This is a genomic window from Actinosynnema sp. (assembly GCF_052038725.1).
Window position 1 is genome coordinate 1 of sequence record NZ_JBQGCX010000821.1, and the last position, 3,186, is coordinate 3,186.

The 3,186-nt window shown below is 75.9% G+C and carries 1 protein-coding gene; it reads left to right on the forward strand.

What is annotated here, in order from left to right; translation table 11 throughout:
* Nucleotides 1-3,186: amino acid adenylation domain-containing protein (locus tag ACTUAL_RS16915; protein WP_440900941.1), on the forward strand; the 3,186-nt coding region annotated here is incomplete at both ends.

Here is a 3,186-nt window from a genome sequence, read left to right on the forward strand (position 1 = left end):
TCATGAAGGCGGGCGCCGCGTACCTGCCGCTCGACCCCGACCACCCGCGCGAGCGCGTCGCAGGCATGGTCGCCGACGCGGGCGCGAAGCTGGTGATCACCGAGGACCACGCCTGGGACCTGCCGGACGACGGCAGCGACCTCGGGCTGGACATCAAGCTGCACCAGGCCGCGTACGTCATCTACACCTCCGGCTCCACCGGCCGCCCCAAGGGCGTCGTCGTCACGCACGAGGGCGTCGGCAGCCTCATCGCCACCGCCGTCGACCGCCTCGGCGTCACCGAATCCAGCCGCGTCGCCCAGTTCGCGTCGGTCGGCTTCGACGTCGCGGTGTGGGACCTGTGCATGTCCCTGGGCGTCGGCGGGCGCGCGATCGTCGTGCCCTCGCACCGCCGCGTCGCGGGCCCCGAGCTGACCGAGTACCTGGCCGAGCACGGGGCCACGCACATGATCCTGCCGCCGTCGCTGGTGGCCGCGCTGCCCGCCGAGTGCGAGCTGCCGGAGGGCGCGGTCCTGGTGGTGGGCACCGAGACCGTGCCGTCCGAGCTGATCGCCCGCTGGGCGCGCCGGATGGGCGTGGTCGCCGCCTACGGCCTCACCGAGGCCACCGTGAACTCGACGCTGTGGCCCGCGCAGCCGGACTGGACCGGGCCGGTGCCGATCGGCGTGCCCGACCCCAACACCCGCTGCTACGTCCTGGACTCCGCGCTGCGACCGGTCCCGGTCGGCGTGGAGGGCGAGCTGTACGTCGGCGGTCGCGGCCTGGCGCGCGGCTACCACGGGCAGCACGCGCTCACCGCCGCCCGCTTCGTCGCCGATCCCTTCGGCGAGGCCGGTTCCCGCATGTACCGCACCGGTGACCGGGTTCGCTGGCGCGCCGACGGCAGCCTGGACTTCCTGGGCCGCGCGGACGGGCAGGTGAAGATCCGGGGCTTCCGGGTCGAGCCCGGCGAGGTCGAGAGCGTGCTCATGGCCCAGCCCGGCGTCGCGCAGGCGGCGGTGCGGGTGCGCCGCGACCACCGGGGCGTCAAGCGCCTGGTCGCCTACCTCACCGGTAGCGCCGAACCCGCGGAGCTGCGCGAGCGGGCCGCCGCGCTGCTGCCCGAGCACATGGTCCCCTCGGTCGTGGTGCCGATGTCCGGCCCGCTCCCGTTGACCCCCAACGGGAAGCTGGACGACAAGGCGCTGCCGGACCCGGACTGGACCGCGCTGGGCGGCGACGCCCCCGCCACCACCCCGGCCGAGCACGTCCTGGTCGACGCGTTCACCGCCGTGCTGGGCCTCAAGCCCGGCGTGCACGACAACTTCTTCGAGCTGGGCGGCGACAGCATCGTCGCCATGCAGGTCGTCTCCCGCGCCCGCGCCGCCGGACTGGTGATCACCCCGGCGCAGGTGTTCGAGCACCGCACCCCGGCGAACCTGGCCGCCGCCTCCCGCCCCGTCGGCGCGCGGGCCGACGCGGACGTGGAGCTGCTGCCCGCCGACCTGGTCGCGCAGTTCCCCGGCGACCACGAGGTGCTGCCCGCCTCCCCGCTCCAGCAGGGCTTCTACTTCCACTCCCGCTTCGACGCGGACGACTCCTACCTGGTGCAGGAGGTCCTGTCGCTGGGCCGCGCGGTGCGGCGCGCCGACGTGCAGGGCCTGCTGGACCGGCACCCCGCGCTGCGCGCCGGGTTCGGCCAGGGCGCGCGCGGCGAGGTCGTGCAGCTCGTGCCGCCGCACGCCGAACTGCCCTGGCACGAGTACCCGGCGGACGCCGACCTGGAGCGGGTGCTGGCCGCGGAACGGGCGGGCGGCTTCGACCTGGAGCACCCGCCGCTGCTGCGCGCCGCCGCCGTCGGCGACAAGCTCGTCCTGACGCTGCACCACATCCTGGTCGACGGCTGGTCGGTCGGCCTGCTGCGCCGCGAGCTGGACGGCGGCCGGGTCGGCGCGCCCGACCACCTCGCCTACCACCGCTGGCTCGCCACCCGCGACACCGACGCCGCCCGCGCCGCCTGGCGCGCGGCGCTGTCCGATGTGGACGAACCGACCCGCGTCGTCCCCGACCCCTCCCCCCGGCACGGCCAGCACAGCGCGTTCCTGACCGCCGAGGCCACCGCCGCGCTCACCGCCGCCGCCCGCAGGCTCGGCCTGACCACCGGCTCCGTGCTGCACGGCGCCTGGGGCCTGCTGGTCGGCGGCCGAACCGGCAGGCGGGACGTGGTGTTCGGCAGCACCGTCGCCGGGCGCCCCGCCGAGGTCGAGGGCATCGAGTCCGCCGTGGGCCTGTTCATCAACACCGTGCCGGTGCGGCAGCGCTGGTCGCCCGCCGACACCCTCGCCCAGGTCCTCACCCGCTTCCAGGACGAGCAGGCCGCGCTGCTGGACCACCAGCACCTCGGCCTCGCCGAGATCCAGCGGGCGGCCGGTCAGGGCGAGCTGTTCGACACGCTCGTCGTGGTCGAGAACTTCCCCGACGTGGTCACCGACGTCGAGGTCCGCGACCGCGTCCACTACCCGCTCGCCCTGATCGCGATCCCCGGCGAGCGGCTGGAGCTGCGGATCAAGCACCGGGTGCCCGACGCCGAGGCCGCCGCGCTCGCCGACCGCCTGGTGCGGCTGCTGGAGGTCTTCGCCGCCGACCCGCACCGGCCGGTGGCCCGCGTCCCCCTCGTCACGCCCGGCGAGGCCGAGTGGCTGGCCGCGCAGACCGGGCAGGCCGTGGCCGTGCCGGAGGACACCCTGGTCGACCGCATCGCCGCGCGCGTCGCCCAGACCCCGGACGCGGTGGCCGTCGTCTTCGAGGGCGCCACCCTCACCTACGCCGAGCTCGACCGCCGCTCGGCCGCCGTCGCGCGCGGGTTGCGCGAGCGCGGCGCGGGGAAGGTCGTGGCCGTCGCGATCCCGCGCTCGGCGGAGCTGGTCGTGGCGCTGCTGGGCGTGCTGCGCTCCGGGGCCGCGTACCTGCCGCTGGACCTGGACTACCCGGCCGACCGGGTCGAGTTCATGCTCGCCGACTCGGGCGCGGACGTCGTGCTGCGCCAGGGGGACTGCCTCGGTGATGAGCGCCAGGGGGAGGACCGCGGCGCCGACCTGCCCGCCCCCGCCCCCGACGACCCGGCGTACCTGATCTACACCTCCGGCTCCACCGGACGGCCCAAGGGCGTCGTCGTCGCGCACCGCGCCATCGTCAACCGGCTGGCCT